This window comes from Verrucomicrobiales bacterium (assembly GCA_016793885.1).
GTDB lineage: Bacteria > Verrucomicrobiota > Verrucomicrobiia > Limisphaerales > UBA11320 > UBA11320.
Map to the genome: position 1 here is coordinate 52,781 of JAEUHE010000123.1, position 15,766 is coordinate 68,546.

Below are 15,766 nucleotides of genomic sequence, written 5' to 3' on the forward strand. Positions count from 1 at the left end.
CCGTGCACGAATTCTCCCTGATCATCGACCTCATGCGAAAAATTAAAGACATTGCGGCGCAGCACCAGGCGAAGAAAGTGGCGAGCGTGCGCGTGGTGCTTGGCGCGCTCTGCCACATCTCGCCCGAACATTTCCGCGAGCACTTCGAGGAAGCCGCCGTCGCCACGGTGGCCGACGGGGCGGAGCTTGAGGTCGTGATTAATCCCGACCCCAACGACCCGCACGCGCAGGACATCCTGCTCGACAGTGTGGATGTGGAGGAGTGAATGACCAGCACCCCGGCCAACCCCGTGACGACGACAAGCGAAGCGCCCGTACGCCTGCGCATGACGATTCGCGGCGCGGTGCAAGGCGTGGGATTTCGGCCCTTCGTCTATCGGCTGGCGACGGAGTTGAAGCTGGCGGGTTGGGTCAACAATTCGCCGCAGGGCGTGGCCGTAGAAGTGGAGGGTCTGCGAGCGCGCGCGGAAGAATTCCTGTTGCGCCTCGAAGTGGAGAAGCCGCCGCACAGTTCGATTCAGAGTCTGGAGGCGGCGTGGCTCAATGCGGCGGGGTTCGGCTCATTCGAGATTCGCGCCAGCGACGGCGACGGCGGGAAGAGCGCGCTCGTGTTGCCCGACATCGCGACGTGCGCGGACTGCCGCCGCGAAATTTTTAACCCGAAAAACCGCCGTTACCACTACCCGTTCACCAACTGCACGCACTGCGGCCCGCGCTTCAGCATTATCAAATCGCTGCCCTACGACCGAGCGAACACGGCGATGAAATCGTTCACGATGTGCGCGCGGTGTCAGGCCGAATACGACGACCCGCGCGACCGCCGCTTCCACGCTCAACCAAACGCCTGCCCGGCCTGCGGCCCGTATCTGGAACTTTGGGACGCGCACGGCCGATGCTTTGAGGCTCACGACACGGCCCTGCGGGCCGCCGTCGAGGCGATTCTACGGGGAATGATTGTCGCCGTGAAAGGGGTGGGTGGTTTTCACCTCATCGTTTCCGCGCACGATGAACGCGCGGTGCGGCGGCTGCGCGAGCGAAAGCATCGCGAGGAAAAGCCGTTCGCGCTGATGTTTCCGTCGCTGGAGTCGGTGCGCGAGTCATGTGAAGTGTCGCCGCTCGAAGCACGCCTGCTCCGCTCGCCGGAAGCGCCCATTGTGCTGCTGCGCCGTCGCCGCGAATCTCAAATTACAAATCCGAAATCTCAACTCTCAGGGGCAATCGCGCCGGGTAATCCATGTCTCGGCGTGATGCTGCCTTACACGCCACTGCATCATTTGCTGCTGGCCGAACTGCGCTTCGCGGTCGTAGCTACGAGCGGCAACTTAAGCGACGAACCTATTTGCACCGACGAACGCGAAGCCCTCGAAGGTCTCGGCGCCATCGCCGACGTTTTCCTCGTCCACAACCGCCCCATTGTGCGGCACGTGGATGACTCCATCCTGCGTGTCATGGCCGGGCGCGAATTGGTGCTGCGGCGGGCGCGCCGATTCGCACCGCTGCCGGTCTGCGTGCAGACCGAGTTGCCGACGACTCTCGCCGTCGGGGCGCACCTGAAGAACACCGTCGCGTTGGCTGTCGGGAGACAGGTGTTTATCAGCCAGCACATCGGCGATCTGGAAACCGCGCCCGCGCTGGCCGCCTTTGGGCGGGTCGCGGCCGACTTGCCGCGACTCTACGAGGCTCACCCGGAAGTCATCGCCGCCGACGCGCACCCGGATTATCTCTCGACGCAGTTCGCCATGGCGCGCACGGTTCAAGCGCCGGGCGCACGTTTCGTTCCCGTGCAGCATCATTACGCGCATGTGCTGTCGTGCATGGCCGAGAACGAACTCGAACCACCCGTACTCGGCGTGTGCTGGGACGGCACGGGCTACGGGCTGGACGGCACGATTTGGGGTGGCGAGTTCCTGCGCGTGATTGCCAATGGTTTCGAGCGCGTCGCACACTTGCGCCCGTTCCGTCTGCCGGGCGGGGAACAGGCCATGCGCGAGCCGTGCCGGTCCGCGCTGGGTTTGCTTTACGAATGTCTAGGCGAAGACGCATTCACGCGGAAACGACTCCCGACGCTCGGCGCGTTCTCCGAAACCGAATTGCGGACGTTGCGCCAAATGCTGGTACGCGGCGTGAACGCGCCGCTGACCTCCAGCGCGGGCCGCTTGTTCGATGCCGTCGCGTCGCTGCTTGGGTTGCGTCAGATGGCCGGTTTCGAGGGCCAGGCCGCGATGGAAGTCGAGTTCGCCGCCGGCGCCGGCCCTTCGGACGAAGCCTACGAACTCACTTTGTCTAACGGGGTGTTGGACTGGATACCCATGATGCACGACCTCCTGCACGACATTTATGAACAGATACCGACGGCGAACATCGCGGCGAAGTTTCATCACGCGCTCGTCGAAGGCATCGTGGCCGTCGCTCGCGTGGTGGGCGAGGAGCGCGTGGCGCTCACCGGCGGCTGCTTTCAGAACAAGCATCTTACCGAGCGCGCGGTGAAACGTCTGGCCGAGGAAGGCTTCCGGCCCTGCTGGCATCAGCGCGTGCCGCCCAATGACGGCGGCATTGCCCTGGGGCAAGTGTTGGCCGCAGTGGGGGCATTGGCTTCGGAGAAATCATCATGTGTTTAGCCATCCCCGGAAAAGTCTTGAGCATCGCTGGTGACGAAGCGTTGCAGCGCGCCGGTCGCGTGAGCTTCGGCGGCATCCTGAAGGAAGTGAACCTCGCCTTCGTTCCGGAGGCGGAGGTTGGCGATTACGTCATCGTGCATGTCGGCGTGGCCATCAGCCGCGTGGACGGAGCGGAGGCGCAGCGCGTTTTCGATTACCTGGGCCAGATGGGCGAACTGGCCGAGCTGCAGCCCGATTCAACCGGCAAATCGGCGCCATGAAATTCCTCGACGAATATCGCGACGCCGCGCGCGCTCGGCAGTTCGCCGTGGCCACTGCCCGTACCGTCACGCGCCCATGGACGCTCATGGAGGTTTGCGGCGGGCAGACGCACGCCATCGTGAAGTTCGGCCTCGATGAACTGTTGCCGCGGGGCCTCGAACTCGTGCATGGGCCGGGTTGTCCGGTGTGCGTCACGCCGGTCGAGCTGATTGACAAGGCGCTCGAAATCGCGGCGCGGCCTGAAGTCATCTTCTGCTCGTTCGGCGACATGCTGCGTGTGCCGGGCACGCAAGCGGACCTGCTATCCGTGAAAGCCCGCGGCGGCGACGTGCGCATCGTTTATTCGCCGCTCGGTGCTGTGAAGCTGGCGAGGGAGAATCCAGCGCGCGAGGTCGTGTTCTTCGCCGTCGGTTTCGAGACCACCGCGCCGGCCAATGCGATGGCCGTGGCGCAGGCGCGCGAGTTCGGTTTGAAGAACTTCTCGCTGCTGGTCTCGCATGTGCTCGTGCCGCCCGCGATGGAGGCGATTCTTGCGTCGGCGGCCAACCGCGTGCAGGGCTTCCTCGCCGCCGGGCACGTTTGCGCGGTGATGGGCTTCACCGAATATGAACCCATCTCGCGCCGGTATCGCGTGCCCATCGTGGTCACGGGCTTTGAGCCGCTGGACATTCTGCAAGGCGTGCTGATGTGTGTGGAACAACTCGAAACGGGCCGCGCCGGAGTGGAGAACCAATACACCCGCGCGGTTCGCCGCGAGGGCAACACTCCGGCGCAGCAACTCATCCGCGAAGTTTTCCGCGTAGTGCCCCGCAAGTGGCGCGGCGTCGGCGAGATTCCGCAGAGCGGCCTCAGCTTGAGCGCAGCCTACGCGGGGTTCGACGCGGAGCAGCGGTTTGGCGTGGCGGACGTGTGCGCTGAGGAATCGTCCGAATGTATCAGCGGCCTGATACTGCAAGGCATCAGGAAACCGCACGAATGCCCGGCCTTTGGCACACGCTGCACGCCGGAGCATCCGCTCGGCGCAACGATGGTGTCGAGCGAAGGCGCGTGCGCGGCTTACCATCGTTACCGTCGTGTGCAAGCCGCTCAATCTTGACGCCATGAAACCTGAATTCAGCACCAGTTGTCCGCTGCCATTGGCCGACCACCCAAACGTCCTGCTCGCCCACGGCGGCGGCGGACGGCTCATGAACCAGCTCATCGAGAAGCTGTTCCTGCCCGCGTTTGGCAACCCGCTGCTCAACCAACGTCACGACGGCGCGGTGATTGACGTGCGCGGTCAGCGCCTCGCCTTCACGACCGATTCCTACGTCGTGCGTCCGCTCTTCTTCCCCGGCGGCGACATCGGCACGCTGGCGGTCAACGGCACGGTCAACGACCTGGTCATGTGCGGGGCGCGACCGAAGTGGCTCAGCGCCGGGTTCATCATCGAAGAGGGTTTACCCATGGAAACGCTCTGGCGGGTGGTGCAGTCCATGCGGCAAGCCGCCGCTGCTGCGGGAGTCGAACTCGTCACGGGCGACACCAAGGTGGTGGACAAGGGCAAAGGCGACGGACTGTTCATCAACACTGCGGGGCTGGGCGTGGTCGGACACAACGTCGTGATTGCACCGGCTCGTGTGGTGCCCGGCGACGTGGTGCTGTTGAGTGGCGACGTGGGCCGGCACGGCATGGCCATCATGTCCGTGCGCGAAGGTCTCCAGTTTGAGAGCACGATTGAGAGCGATTGTGCGCCGCTGACCGCGCCGGTGCTGGCGCTGCTCGACGCAGGTGTTGAAATCCACTGCCTGCGCGACCTGACTCGCGGCGGACTCGCCAGTGCGCTGAACGAAATCGCCGTTGCCGCCCGCGTGCAGGTGGACATCGACGAAAGCGCCCTGCCCGTGAGGGAGGAAGTGCGCGGAGCATGCGAAATTCTTGGCCTCGACCCGCTCTACGTGGCCAACGAAGGCCGCTTCGTGGCCTTCATCTCCCCGCGTGACCTCCCGCGCGCTCTCGATCTGCTGCACGCCCACGCGCTCGGAGCCGACGCCAAGTTCATCGGAACCGTGGGCGCCGGCACACCCGGCCTGGTCACACTCAAAAACCGCCTCGGCGTTGCGCGCGTGCTCGACCTCCTGAGCGGCGAACAGTTGCCGAGGATTTGCTGAACCGTTCACTCTTACCCCCATGTTGCTGGACATAACATTTCTCGTCGCCGGCCTGGTGCTGATTTTCAAGGGCGGTGAACTGTTTGTGTCAGCGGCCGTGCGCGTCGCCGAGATGCTGCGGATGCCGCGCGTCGTCATCGGCGGCACGCTGGTCAGCCTCGTCACCACTTCGCCAGAGATGGTGGTCTCCATTATGGCCGGGCTGAAGGGCGAGTCGGGTCTGGCCGTGGGCAACGCCGTCGGCTCGTGCATCTGCAACATCGGCCTCGTCCTCGGCGTCACTGCGGCCATCAAGCATGTGGACGTCCATCCGCAGGCGCTCCGTTCGCCCCTCATCGGCATGTTTTTCTTTGGTGTGGTGTTGCTTCTGATGACGCTCGACCTCGTGCTGCAGCGCTGGCAGGGCGTGATGTTGCTCCTTGGTGGGGCGGCTTATTTCGCGTGGGACTTCTGGCAAGACTGGCACAACAAGAAGCCGAGTGAAGTGGCCGAAGCCACGGCCATCGCGAAGGAAGCCGTGGCCACGCGCTGGGCCTGGTTTCAAACCAAGCCGGGCACTGCGGTGCAGTTTCTCATCGGCGCGGCCATCGTGATTATCGGGAGCAAACTGCTAGTGGATTCTGCGGTGAATATCGCTCATGTGCTGGGCGTGCCATCCATCATCGTCGGTTTGACGGTCCTGGCGGTGGGCACCTCCTTTCCGGAATTGGTCACTGCCATCACCTCCAGCCGAAAGAACGTTTCCGACATTGCCGTCGGCAACGTAGTCGGCGCGAACATCGCCAACCTGACTGTGGTGATTGGCGCGGCGGCGTCGATTCGCGAGGTGACGATGGATCGGTTGACGCAGCTCTTCAACTTCCCCGCCATGCTGGTCTCGATGCTCCTGATGTTATGGATGCTGAAGACAGGCAAGCGCGTGACGCGGCGCGAAGGAGCCATCCTGCTGGTCTTTTACGGCGTTTATCTTGGCGCCGTGGTGGTCTTGACGGTTTGGCAAAAGAACGAGTAAGGCGACCTTGATCGCGGAGGTGCCCTTCTTTGTAACTTTCTTTGCCCAGGCGGCCCAGTCCTTTCATGAATCAGCAAAACGCGCATCGAGGCCGGAGCCGTCCGGCGCGTCATTGAAACGACTCCAACCTGCATGACGCGTGCGGTAATTTACCCAACAATGTATTGAACCCGGCGTTTCCAGCGATGCCCGATGCGCTGTTTGAGCGTAACCTTTGTTCCCTTGACAGCTCAAAGTCATGATCGCATCGCCTTTATGAAGTGGGAAGAACTGTTGGCCCTGTTGAACGAATACGTGGACGGGACGATTGATCCCGGCATCTGCGAGGAATTCGAGAAGTACATGGCCGAGTGAATCCCTGCCAGGTGGTCATTGACAACATCCGCAAGACCATCACGCTCTACAAAGAGGGGCAGCGGTACGACTTGCCCATCGAATTCCACCACCGGCTGCATCGCGCGCTCAACGAAGCAGGAAAATCGGCGCTGGTAGGCGAAGTGATGCTGCGCGAGTTCCACACGGCCAGTCCTTTCGACATGGCGGAGGGCATTCTCGCGCGGCTTCAGGAGTGCAACTGCCACTCGCTGCCGGTCGTGCACAACGGCCGCCTTGTGGGTCTGCTCACAGCGGAGAATCTCGGTGAGTTCCTGATGATTCAAGGAGCGTTGAAAGCCGAGAAACCGGCGTAGGCGGAAAGTGCTCGAGTTCGGTTCGGCCTTCGTAGTAGTGACGCGCGTTGCACGCGCATCGCCGCACCATCGAAAGACCGGGTCAACTGCTCGCGCAGTTGCAGGCGGGCGCGCAGCAGGCGCACCTTCACGTTGACCTCGATGATGCGCATCGCATTCGCGGTTTCCCTCACGGACATACCTTCCACATCGCGGAGCACGAACACCACGCGATGTTTGTCAGCGAGTTGGGTCAATACCGTCTCGATGAGCCGTGTAGTTTCGCGCTTAAGAACGATCTGGTCAGGCAATTCGCGCCACTCTGCGATGTATTCTGGATGCTGGATGCGCCCGACTTCAGCCGAAGGGTCGGTGTTGGCTTCCATCGAGACCGTGGGCAAGCCCTTGCGCTTGCGCAGAATCCTCAGCGCGGCGTGGATGGGTTCCAGGAATTTTGGTGGTTCGTGGCAGGCGAAACCTCAACCCACCTGCCGCACCATGTCTGCACTCCCGTAGGGATTCGGCACGCGGAGGGCGCAATCCGGGTCGTCCTGCCACTGGCCGTCCACCAGGAACCGGTAATGATGCGCACCCGGTTCCAGTTCGATCGTCGCGCGCCACACACCTCCGGTTTCCTTTTTGAGAGGAACCGGATTCTGTTCCCAGTGCGTGAAGTCTCCCGCGAGCTGCACGCTCGTCGCTGCCGGAGCCGTGATGGAGAACGTTTGTTTGCCTTTGGATTTGATTGTCTTAGCCATAATTTGCCTTACGTTTTGGTTTTTCGGTTTAAGCTGTTCCGGGTTGTCCATCATTCGCGGTCGGTTTCTTGCAGGTCGCCGGGCAGTGCCTGGCGAATTGCCGCCAGCATCTTCTCCGCTCCCTCCTGCTTGACCACGAAGTTGTTGGCGCCGGCGGCGCGAGCCTGGTTTTCGTAGCGGACGGGGTCGAACATCGTCATGGCGATGAGCGGTAGTGCGGGAAAGAGCAGCCGTAGTTCGCGGATCAACTCAAGGCCGCTGGAGGATTTGAGCTCGATGTCAATCAGCACAAGGTCGGCGCTGGCAGTGCTGATGACTGAAAGGGCAAACGACACATCGTCCGCCTCGCCGCACACCACCAAATCGTTTTCGCGGTTGATGGTTTCGACGATGCCTTGCCGGACAGCCGCATGGTCTTCGACAACGAAAATCTTCTTTTTCACCGGGCGGTCGATTGCTGCGGAAGACAAGGTGAAATTATGGCGCTTCGAGCTGGGCAGCCAGTGTGCGGGCAATGAGTGAGGCGCGGGCAATTTGCCCAATGCTCTGTCCCAAGCCGCAGCAGCAAGGCGACGCATCTCCTCGCATGGCCTCATTCGTTGATGCCCCAGCGGCGATAGGTGGGGGTGGTTTCCTCCAGTGAGGCGCGGGCGAATTCAGCCCGAGGCTCCGCGGCGGACATCGAGTCTGACGACTCCTGCGATCTCTCCATCCATTGCGCGGGGATGGCGCGGGGGGTGGAGGCACCAGGCGGGTGGTTATTGAGCAGGTCCATGCCTCGTTGGGCGGCCAGTTCGCGTAGAAAATCCACGCAACCCGACGCGGACAACGCCACCGCGCCGCCGCCGGGTTGAAATGCCACCAACGCGCGGCGCGCGCCCCGCTGAGGGGCCGGCCAACTCCTGGCCCAGCGTTGAAACGTTTCCGAACACGCGCGCTCATCGTCCACCGTGACGACAATCATGTCGGCTGCGGCCACGTCGCGGCTGGCGTGAGTGCGGATGTCCCGCTGGTCCAGCATGTCCATCCGCCAGAGCCGGAATTCAAACCAATGGTCCTTGTCGAGTTGCTTGAGGGCGTGGTCGCAGGTCCGCATGGCTTCATGGCCGCTGATGCGGTCTGAATATAGAATCAGGACTTTTAGCTTTTCAGGTGCGCTTTTGCTTTTCATGGGCGTCGGTCTGGTTCCTGGCGCGTCGATGTTTGGCTGTCCCAGCATTTGCCGGTAGGCCGTCGGCGACTGGCCGGCGATGTGTTCGAAGCAGCGGTTGAATTGGGTTATGGATCGAAAGCCGAGGTGCTCGGCGATTTCGCCGAGGCGGTAGTGCGGATTGAGCAAGAGGTTTTTGGCCTTTTCGATGCGCGTCACCTCATGCGCCGAACAAGACAGTCCTGTGTCGCGCCTCAAAGGCTCTGAATTCAGAATCGTCGGCTGAACGACTGTTGCTGTCATGGGCCGCAGAGTAAGGCGCGGCTGCGGTTCGTGCCTATTGGGCAGACGGACACGCGCACCTAATCAGCCAGGGAGGGGCGGACAGGCGATTCAGGAAGGGGGGATAAGCAAAATGCTTAGGCGCGACGGAACCGAACATCGGCTCACGACCGGCGTGAGGAGGGCTTCGAGGAAACGTCCGGCGCCGCCGCGGGGAGCGCGGGCCACTCCTGCGCTTGCACCCAGCGGATGGCAAAGCGGAGTAATTCCGGCGTGGTATTGAAACCGAGCTTCTCTTTGATTTTGCCTCGATGCACGTCCACGGTCTTCGTGCTGAGGTGCATTTTCTGCGCGATTTCCTCCGTGGCCCAGCCTTCGCCAAAGAATCGTAACGCCTCCAGCTCACGGTCCGTGAGTTTGCTCTCGGGCGTGCCGCCGGACTTGCCTGATTGGCCAGTGAAGGTTTCGAGCAGGCGCGCCGACATCGGCGCGCTGAGGGCAATCTGTCCGCTCAAGACGGCGCGGATGGCGCCAACGACTTTTTCCGGCCCTTCGCTTTTCATCACGTACCCGCGTCCGCCGGCGCGGAGCACACGCGGCGCGTAGAACATCTCGTCGTGCATCGAGACTACAAGCGTCGGCAGGCCCGGATGCAGCGCCTGAATGTCCTTGAGCAACTCCAGTCCATCCTTGTCCGGCAACGTCAGGTCCGTCACCACCAGGTCGGGCTTCAGGCGGACAATCGCCTCCATCGCCTCGCGCGCCGTGCCCGTTTCACCACATACCATGAAGTCAGTTTCGCGGTTGAGCGTTTCCACCTGGCCCAACCGCGTCATGGGATGGTCGTCCACGATGAGGAGTTTTTTCTTCGCCACGGGTCCGGTGACCGGTTTGTTTTTTGACGCCATACTCAAGGTTTCCTTTCTTCTCGCTCTCCTCCCTCGGCGGGCGGAGATGAGGGAGTGGCCGCTGCTCCGGTGGTTCCCCGCCAGACTCGCGCCACCGAGCAGCATACCAATACACCACCACCGTCGGGAACGCCCTGCGCCGTCAATTGCCCGCCAATCAACTGGGCGCGATGTTTCATCGTTTGCAGTCCCAGCCCACCGCTGACAGGAGCATTCTGCGGCAATCCTGTGCCGTGGTCACGCACGGAAACCTCCAGGCTGCGCGCAGTGGCGGCCAGGCGGATGTCGATGCGCGAAGTGCCGCTGTGTTTGAGCGCGTTGTTCACCGCTTCCTGCGCAATGCGATACAGGTGCGTGGCGGTCGTCTGGTCTTCGAGCAACACGGCGGAATCCGTGTCGAAAATGCACTCGATGCGGCAATCCCGCGTGACGCGGTCGGCGAGGTTTTGCAGCGCGGTCATCAGGCCGTCCGGCTCGGGGGGCACCGGGTAAAGGCCGTATGAGATTTCGCGGGCGTCCGCCAGGGCCTTCTCGACAAGCGTGTGGATTTGCGCGGCCCGTTCCGCCTCCGCCGCTCCGCGTTCCTTGAGGTCGCGCTGGAGCAGGTTGCCTAGGAAGAGCGCTCCGCCCAGCTCCTGGCCCAAGCCGTCATGGAGGTCGCGCGCGATGCGGCCACGCTCCTGTTCGGCGGAGGACGTGACGGCGGCTTCGAGCCGCTTGCGCTCTGTCAGGTCGCGCAACAGTCCGGTGAAAATGCGCCGGTCGCCCAGCTTGACCTCGCTCACGGCGAGGTCGATTGGGAACATCGTGCCGTCTTTGCGCTGGCCCGCGACTTCGCGGCCGATGCCGATGATTTTCGCGTAGCCGGTCTCCCGATAACGGGCGATGTAGCCATCGTGTTGCTCGCGATAGGGCGAAGGCATGAGCAGACTGACGTTGCGGCCGATGACCTCGTCGGCACGGTAGTCAAACATGCGCTCGGCGGCGGCGTTCATCGAATCCACGATGCCTCGCTCGTTGATGGTGATGATGCCTTCAACAGCCGTGTCCACTATTGCCTGAAGCCGCTGTTGCTGCTCAGTTAATTCCGCGGTGCGCTCCGCCACGCGTTGTTCCAGCGAGCCGTTGAGGTGGCTGAGCGCTTCCTGCTGTTGTCGGATTTCGGCCAGACTCCGAAGATAGGCTCGGCCACCCAAGACGGCTGCCCACAAAGCGACAAGCCCGAGCGCGCGATTGAATACCTCGACTCCGATGGCTGTGCCATGCGGGGACAGGAGAAAGCCTACAATAATGAGGATGGAGCAGACCGAAGCCCCTACCAAAGCAAACCTCAGTCCGGAGAGCCACAGGCAGGCTACGCCCAAAGGAATATAGAGTAACCAAGGGGCTAAACCTGTGGGCATCCGCGTGTCGACGACGGAGACTATGACGACACCAAAGGTCATGAGCAACACGGCCGCAATGTGCCGTGGTTTGAAGTATCCCTCCGCAGATCTTCGCCCAGTCGGAGATTCAGGTTTCCGACCGGCCTGCGGTGCCTTGCTGGAAGTTGCGTCGCTGATACCCATGCTACTACCAGTCCCGGTCGGTGCTGTCGAGGTTCCTAGGCGTCGCCAGTGAGCCCCGTAGTGTCCGAGAATTCGAACGAACCTAATCAATTGACATTGTGGGTCTTGTGAGAGGTCTGGAGCTCGTCGCTTCCAAAGCAAAGCTGGTGGTGTCCGACCGATAGAGGGATCATTTTCCAATGAATCCGCGGTCGTTTCTGCTGGTTTGCTTTGCCGGGTGAATGAACCGCCCGAGGTCGCGCAGGAGCGCACCGTGCAGATCCGCTTCGGAATGATCCTGCGGCAGACTCAAAAACTCTAGGCTGTAGGCACTTTTGAACTCATCGACCGCTTCTGGGTGGATTTGCCTCACCATCGGCCATGTATGGCTGCTAGCGGGTAGAACTGGCGCTCCTCGCGGTGTCTCGTTCGCCCGAGCAGGATTAAGTGATGCGTCCAGGGCAATTGTCGCATCACTTTCTTGTCCTATTGATAGGGGTCGTAGAGTTGCCTCATCCGGAAGAGATTGGCGCGAGTAAATCCGCGTTGGCCGGGAGACTTGCGCGCGATGGTGGCGGCCACATCGATCACACTCTCGCCCCACTCGGCGTTTGCCGAAGCTTGAAGCTGAAGCGCCGCAGGGATTTCTTCGATGACGACGCATGGGACCGGGCGTTTTAGCGGACCTCTCCTGGTTGTCTGGTTAACGCGGCCTGGTTTGGGCGGAATAGTCTAAGTATTGTTGAATACACCACGACTCAAACGAATCTCCAAACCGACTGTCACCGGTTGAAATTAAACGCCAACCAACCTTGCGGCTTCAGTCATCAGGGCGTTGCAGCCATTCGGCGGCATGCTCGAACGACAACGAAGCGCTGCGCTCGGCGGCATTGAGCCGTCCAACCAGATGGCTTTGTCCCTGCCAATCAATATGGACTTCAATGCTCATGATTTCTTCCGGTGGATGCGCTTCGGCAGGCGCTGCTCATCCAAGCTGAGGGCCAATTCATCCGTAGCAGGCGCGGCCAGATTACCCAAATGATCATGCAAATTGAGAACGAACGCGGCCGTGACCAGTGTGCCAAGCGCCACCGTCGGGTCACCTCGCTCCAGTCTCCAAAGGGTGTTGCGACCAACGAACAGGCGCGCCGCCATGTCGCGTGTGGAAATTCCGCGCTTGCGTCGCGCCAGGGCCAGATCGCGCCCCAGCTTCCGCAGCGCAGGCCAATAGCGAATCCGGTTGTTCTGCTCGCTATAAACACGCAATGGAGGATCCATTGCGGGCGTCTTGTCCGCCCGATAAAGGGATAGTCCTGCGATGAATCCTCTTTCGTTTGTGCTGGTTTGCTTTGCCGGATGGATGAACCTTCGGGAGCAAGCCGGCATCGAATACCTGCAGACGGAGGTTCGGGTTCTCCAGGAACAACTGGGGCCGACGTCCTAGCGTGAGGAGGTTGTTCAGTTCGATGTGCACTATCACCTGGCAAAACCACCAAGGACTCGGGAACAAGATCCTCCGACCTGAATTCCCTGACTTTCCATAGACCGGCACTATTCGTTCACGTCTGCGACTCGGCGGACTACTTCGCTATTATTACCGAGATGCCGCATGAAAATGGCCTCGTCCGAATTTGTGGACACTACGGGGTGTTATCTAAACACCAGGTAAAGGGCGTGAAGAACGCCCGGGATCCAAAACACCAGGCACAAGATAATATTGAGAATGGTGTGCTTGGCGGATTTCGTTTTAAGAAAAACTGCCAAAGGCGGAAGGATGATGCCGAGGATGACCAGAATAAGTTTGCTCATGATGTTGGATGATCTGTTGAGTTCGGCGCACTATTTCAGTGTCTGGAAAGTGGCGCAATGCAGGATTGATGCTTCTGAACTACGAGTGCCGAAAAGCCGCATGAATATCGCCTCGTTCGAATTGTTCGATAAACCGATGTGTCCTCTCAACTGGCAGTCTGCTGCCGTTGTGCGATCAGCATGTCCTTGATTTCATTAGGATCTGCGACCCCACTGGCCGTTTCGGCGGCGTCCACGGTGGCCGCAGTCGAGATGGTCACGTCTCCGATGCCCACCATCCGGCCCCACACCCCCTGCCTCACGTCAATGGAGCGAATGTCTTTGATGAAAAACTCACTCGTCTCCTTCGACCAGAATCCTTCCTCGATCGAAACACGGTCTGAGTAGATCCGCATGAGGTAGGAATGACGCCTGTACAACGCCACGAGCAACGGGATGACCAGCCAACAGAACGCCAGGTGCCAGCCGAAGTTCCACCACGAGGGCCTGACTTCGCGCATCACAACTTGCGCGTTCAGCCTGTCGGTCGCCTGAGCCTGTGAAGTCGGGGCGGAGGCGAGTCTTTGAGCCACTGGATAGCCGCAACCCGGACAGGCATTCGCTTCCGTGGATACTTGTTTGTCGCACTCAGGACAGGTGATCAATGCCATGCTTAGTGGACACCGTATGGGCAATCGCCCCCTGTGTCAGGGGAAATTCCTCTGGGGCCTCCTTGATTCGGTCGCACCAGTTTAACATTCTCGGAGGTGGCTATTTCCAACTTACGCTATGAAGAGTCACGTGGTGCTACCGAGGTTCCCTGATCTCACTCAACCATTGGCAAGCCTTGCTCGAGCGCCACCGTAAGGCGATTTAGGACTCCTGGGCCTCGTTAGAGAACGCTGGCATCTTTGTGATAGATCCCGCGACCTCCAATCCGACGTCACGTTGGAAGATGAATCCGGTCCATCTTGCGCGGATGCCGAGTCTTCAGCCGTTCAACGAATTCCTGCCAACTCTGTTCGTAACCATTGGACCGAAGGATCTGGGACACCTCCGCGATGAGCTTCTCTGCGTAGTGCTTGTCGCTGCTCCGCTTGGACGGCAAGAGCGAATGGATCTCACGCTCCATTTCAGGGATGGCGTCGAGTTGGCGTTGCACAAATGCCCCCTGAAGAGTCGTGAACAACTCGGGACGGTTCGCAAATGTGGCCAATTCCTTGGTCATGTGAACCAGAATGCCGCGCTCCCCGTTCCGGCCATCCACATCGGGGATCACAGGGAGCAGTCCCCAACCTTTGCGGACCTCACCTTCATAGGCAATCATCCCCTCGGCTCCCATAAGACCCGAGTAACGGGAAAATAGGTCGTCAAAAAGCCCGTAGTGGTTGTGTCGCTCCCGGTTGAACACCCAGAGCCCCAGTTCTGAGCCGGGGCGTTTGAGCGCCTGGCAAACCTTCCAGTGCTGCTCGACCAGTAGTTCATGAACGCTCGAGACCTGACAACCGTCATCGTCGCAGTTCTCGAACGCTGAGTGGACGCTGGTGATGGCGAAGTCGATCAGAGGCAGCACGTCGTCAAACTCCCCTGCCTTCATCATGAGGTCAATTGGCTCGAGCGATCGCTGGATGCGGTCAGCAAACTCCCCGATGTGCTTGTAATCGATGTAGCGAGGAGTGGAGCAGGCCTGGGTGATGTTTCTCTTGAATCCTTCGAGGTCGACGGCGTGCCCTTCGGCCCTTCGTTTGAGTTGGTTTAGCCGCTCACGCAACTGGTCGTTGTTTTCCGCCACAGAAAGCAAGAGATCCGCAAGTTCGCCCGTCTCTCGCGAGCCCAAAAATTCCTTCATACCTGGCAGCAAACCATACATGGGATTCAAGCTATCGCCCTGTGGGACGATGAGCCAGTCAGATCGATCCTCCAGCGTTACTGCGGTGAACACTCAACCACCCTAGCGCCGGTGCGAAACAGTCTTGGAATCGGAAAGCTTCCTCCGGAGGGTCAATCCAGCACCATGATCTTCTTTGTGGAGGACTTCTGAGCCCGTTTGATGCTAGCCACCAGATTACGAACGTCCTTTTTTCCCACCAAGCGTACAGTGATCGCTTGCGGCCGGTCCCCGGAACGATCGGCAATTCGTTCAGCGACCTTGGGACTTACCATCAAATGCCTCGGTTGGGTGAATCGCATAGAAGACACTGCTTCATACATCGAAACAGATCCGGGTGCAACCTAAGGCCCCTTGGTTCGCAAAAGAATGTGACCTGCGTTTGAGAGATTGGTGTGGACGTGAAGTGTTCCGCGTCCTCGACCCAACCCAACAGACGCGAATCTATTCTCCGCCTCAGTCTAACCCTCTTGAGCTTGCTCCCTTACACAGTCGCCGGGATCCGCCTGGTGGAATCAGTCAGTCGTATGCCAGTGGAAGTCCAGGCTGATTCCAATTTGCAAGGCTCACACCACGCAGAGGTTCGTATGGCGCAAGACTGTCAGCGGTCACTCAAACTGACCCGCCTGGGGTCGAAATGAAGGGCTTCAAACTGACCCACCCTGAGAGAGAAGCCATAGGGCTGCCAACCGAACGGAAACCCGTGAGGATGAGCGGCCGATATGGCCAATCAACT

At 60.6% G+C, this 15,766-nt stretch carries 20 protein-coding genes; 7 read left to right on the forward strand and 13 right to left on the reverse strand.

What is annotated here, in order from left to right:
* Positions 1–2: 2 nt before the first annotated feature.
* From JNN07_13910 to JNN07_13940, 7 genes are all read left to right on the forward strand, one after another.
* Positions 3–266 (forward strand): hydrogenase maturation nickel metallochaperone HypA, encoded by a 264-nt coding sequence (locus JNN07_13910; GenBank protein MBL9168829.1) that lies wholly within the window; start codon positions 3–5, stop codon positions 264–266.
* Positions 267–2,618, forward strand: a complete 2,352-nt coding sequence (gene hypF, locus JNN07_13915) for a carbamoyltransferase HypF (protein ID MBL9168830.1) — start codon at positions 267–269, stop codon at positions 2,616–2,618.
* Entirely contained in the window at positions 2,609–2,878 is a 270-nt protein-coding gene (locus tag JNN07_13920) for a HypC/HybG/HupF family hydrogenase formation chaperone (GenBank protein MBL9168831.1), read from the forward strand. Before hypF ends, JNN07_13920 begins: the two co-directional genes overlap by 10 nt.
* Positions 2,875–3,975, forward strand: coding sequence for a hydrogenase formation protein HypD (hypD, locus tag JNN07_13925; GenBank protein MBL9168832.1), 1,101 nt, complete (start codon positions 2,875–2,877; stop codon positions 3,973–3,975). The genes JNN07_13920 and hypD overlap by 4 nt, the downstream gene beginning before the upstream one ends.
* Before the next feature lie 4 nt (positions 3,976–3,979).
* Positions 3,980–5,029 (forward strand): hydrogenase expression/formation protein HypE, encoded by a 1,050-nt coding sequence (gene hypE, locus JNN07_13930; GenBank protein ID MBL9168833.1) that lies wholly within the window; start codon positions 3,980–3,982, stop codon positions 5,027–5,029.
* Positions 5,030–5,048: 19 nt separating this feature from the next.
* Complete coding sequence (locus JNN07_13935) at positions 5,049–6,041, forward strand: calcium/sodium antiporter (protein MBL9168834.1); 993 nt, start codon at positions 5,049–5,051, stop codon at positions 6,039–6,041.
* 500 nt (positions 6,042–6,541) lie between these two features.
* Positions 6,542–6,730 carry a hypothetical protein gene (locus JNN07_13940; GenBank protein ID MBL9168835.1) on the forward strand — a complete coding sequence of 63 codons (189 nt, stop codon included), beginning with the start codon at positions 6,542–6,544 and terminating at the stop codon, positions 6,728–6,730.
* Here the strand turns inward: JNN07_13940 and JNN07_13945 are convergent.
* From JNN07_13945 to JNN07_14005, 13 genes are all read right to left on the reverse strand, one after another.
* Positions 6,697–7,095, reverse strand: a complete 399-nt coding sequence (locus tag JNN07_13945; GenBank protein ID MBL9168836.1) for a sigma-70 family RNA polymerase sigma factor — start codon at positions 7,093–7,095, stop codon at positions 6,697–6,699. The genes JNN07_13940 and JNN07_13945 overlap by 34 nt on opposite strands.
* 93 nt (positions 7,096–7,188) lie before the next feature.
* Entirely contained in the window at positions 7,189–7,467 is a 279-nt protein-coding gene (locus tag JNN07_13950) for an isoamylase early set domain-containing protein (GenBank protein MBL9168837.1), read from the reverse strand.
* A gap of 50 nt (positions 7,468–7,517) precedes the next feature.
* Positions 7,518–8,045 (reverse strand): response regulator transcription factor, encoded by a 528-nt coding sequence (locus JNN07_13955; GenBank protein ID MBL9168838.1) that lies wholly within the window; start codon positions 8,043–8,045, stop codon positions 7,518–7,520.
* Positions 8,046–8,059: 14 nt separating this feature from the next.
* Entirely contained in the window at positions 8,060–8,920 is an 861-nt protein-coding gene (locus JNN07_13960; protein MBL9168839.1) for a helix-turn-helix domain-containing protein, read from the reverse strand.
* Positions 8,921–9,063: 143 nt separating this feature from the next.
* On the reverse strand, positions 9,064–9,807 hold the full coding sequence (locus JNN07_13965; GenBank protein ID MBL9168840.1) for a response regulator transcription factor: 744 nt from the start codon (positions 9,805–9,807) through the stop codon (positions 9,064–9,066).
* A gap of 2 nt (positions 9,808–9,809) precedes the next feature.
* Positions 9,810–11,375, reverse strand: a complete 1,566-nt coding sequence (locus JNN07_13970; GenBank protein MBL9168841.1) for a PAS domain S-box protein — start codon at positions 11,373–11,375, stop codon at positions 9,810–9,812.
* 348 nt (positions 11,376–11,723) lie between these two features.
* Positions 11,724–11,828, reverse strand: a complete 105-nt coding sequence (locus JNN07_13975; protein ID MBL9168842.1) for a hypothetical protein — start codon at positions 11,826–11,828, stop codon at positions 11,724–11,726.
* Between the two features lie 12 nt (positions 11,829–11,840).
* Positions 11,841–11,936 carry a hypothetical protein gene (locus tag JNN07_13980; protein MBL9168843.1) on the reverse strand — a complete coding sequence of 32 codons (96 nt, stop codon included), beginning with the start codon at positions 11,934–11,936 and terminating at the stop codon, positions 11,841–11,843.
* Between the two features lie 363 nt (positions 11,937–12,299).
* Positions 12,300–12,632 carry a helix-turn-helix transcriptional regulator gene (locus tag JNN07_13985; GenBank protein MBL9168844.1) on the reverse strand — a complete coding sequence of 111 codons (333 nt, stop codon included), beginning with the start codon at positions 12,630–12,632 and terminating at the stop codon, positions 12,300–12,302.
* Between the two features lie 372 nt (positions 12,633–13,004).
* Positions 13,005–13,163, reverse strand: coding sequence for a YqaE/Pmp3 family membrane protein (locus JNN07_13990; GenBank protein ID MBL9168845.1), 159 nt, complete (start codon positions 13,161–13,163; stop codon positions 13,005–13,007).
* A 146-nt stretch (positions 13,164–13,309) separates the two neighbouring features.
* Entirely contained in the window at positions 13,310–13,813 is a 504-nt protein-coding gene (locus JNN07_13995) for a PH domain-containing protein (protein ID MBL9168846.1), read from the reverse strand.
* A gap of 272 nt (positions 13,814–14,085) precedes the next feature.
* Entirely contained in the window at positions 14,086–15,084 is a 999-nt protein-coding gene (locus JNN07_14000; protein ID MBL9168847.1) for a hypothetical protein, read from the reverse strand.
* Between the two features lie 59 nt (positions 15,085–15,143).
* Complete coding sequence (locus JNN07_14005) at positions 15,144–15,332, reverse strand: hypothetical protein (GenBank protein ID MBL9168848.1); 189 nt, start codon at positions 15,330–15,332, stop codon at positions 15,144–15,146.
* Positions 15,333–15,766 lie beyond the last annotated feature (434 nt).

Bases quoted from the DNA above. Each gene is read 5' to 3' on its own strand.
- hypF (MBL9168830.1), top strand. From the start codon at position 267: ATGACCAGCACCCCGGCCAACCCCGTGACGACGACAAGCGAAGCGCCC.
- JNN07_13920 (MBL9168831.1), top strand. From the start codon at position 2,609: ATGTGTTTAGCCATCCCCGGAAAAGTCTTGAGCATCGCTGGTGACGAA.
- hypD (MBL9168832.1), top strand. From the start codon at position 2,875: ATGAAATTCCTCGACGAATATCGCGACGCCGCGCGCGCTCGGCAGTTC.
- hypE (MBL9168833.1), top strand. From the start codon at position 3,980: ATGAAACCTGAATTCAGCACCAGTTGTCCGCTGCCATTGGCCGACCAC.
- JNN07_13935 (MBL9168834.1), top strand. From the start codon at position 5,049: ATGTTGCTGGACATAACATTTCTCGTCGCCGGCCTGGTGCTGATTTTC.
- JNN07_13940 (MBL9168835.1), top strand. From the start codon at position 6,542: ATGCTGCGCGAGTTCCACACGGCCAGTCCTTTCGACATGGCGGAGGGC.
- JNN07_13945 (MBL9168836.1), bottom strand. From the start codon at position 7,095: ATGGAAGCCAACACCGACCCTTCGGCTGAAGTCGGGCGCATCCAGCAT.
- JNN07_13950 (MBL9168837.1), bottom strand. From the start codon at position 7,467: ATGGCTAAGACAATCAAATCCAAAGGCAAACAAACGTTCTCCATCACG.
- JNN07_13955 (MBL9168838.1), bottom strand. From the start codon at position 8,045: ATGCGTCGCCTTGCTGCTGCGGCTTGGGACAGAGCATTGGGCAAATTG.
- JNN07_13960 (MBL9168839.1), bottom strand. From the start codon at position 8,920: ATGACAGCAACAGTCGTTCAGCCGACGATTCTGAATTCAGAGCCTTTG.
- JNN07_13965 (MBL9168840.1), bottom strand. From the start codon at position 9,807: ATGGCGTCAAAAAACAAACCGGTCACCGGACCCGTGGCGAAGAAAAAA.
- JNN07_13970 (MBL9168841.1), bottom strand. From the start codon at position 11,375: ATGGGTATCAGCGACGCAACTTCCAGCAAGGCACCGCAGGCCGGTCGG.
- JNN07_13975 (MBL9168842.1), bottom strand. From the start codon at position 11,828: ATGCGACAATTGCCCTGGACGCATCACTTAATCCTGCTCGGGCGAACG.
- JNN07_13985 (MBL9168844.1), bottom strand. From the start codon at position 12,632: ATGGATCCTCCATTGCGTGTTTATAGCGAGCAGAACAACCGGATTCGC.
- JNN07_13990 (MBL9168845.1), bottom strand. From the start codon at position 13,163: ATGAGCAAACTTATTCTGGTCATCCTCGGCATCATCCTTCCGCCTTTG.
- JNN07_13995 (MBL9168846.1), bottom strand. From the start codon at position 13,813: ATGGCATTGATCACCTGTCCTGAGTGCGACAAACAAGTATCCACGGAA.
- JNN07_14005 (MBL9168848.1), bottom strand. From the start codon at position 15,332: ATGCGATTCACCCAACCGAGGCATTTGATGGTAAGTCCCAAGGTCGCT.